Below are 239 nucleotides of genomic sequence, written 5' to 3'. Positions count from 1 at the left end.
GCCTGCGCGATGCCGTCGGTCAGCATACATTGTGTATTCACGCCCTTCAGCGCCTCGGCCGCCGCAGAGACGAAGGCATCGCCCGCCGCGCCCTTTTCGACCACGGCGATGCCGGGATTGGTGCAGAACTGCCCCGCGCCCATGGTCAGGCTGGCCGCCCACCCCTCGCCGATCTGCGCGCCGCGCGCACTGGCCGCCTCGGGCAGCAGGAACATCGGGTTGACCGAGCCCAGCTCGCC

1 pseudogene is annotated in these 239 nt (G+C 70.7%); it reads right to left on the bottom strand.

Annotation, left to right across the window (positions count from 1 at the left end):
• A pseudogene (locus tag D8Z78_RS24430) lies at positions 1 to 239 on the bottom strand (aldehyde dehydrogenase (NADP(+))); the annotation flags it as partial.

The sequence above is a fragment of the Tropicibacter alexandrii genome, assembly GCF_003667315.2.
In the GTDB taxonomy this organism is placed as follows: Bacteria; Pseudomonadota; Alphaproteobacteria; order Rhodobacterales; family Rhodobacteraceae; genus Tropicibacter; species Tropicibacter alexandrii.
Note: the sequence above shows the minus strand (reverse complement) of the source record. Positions and strands in the feature narration are given on the sequence as shown.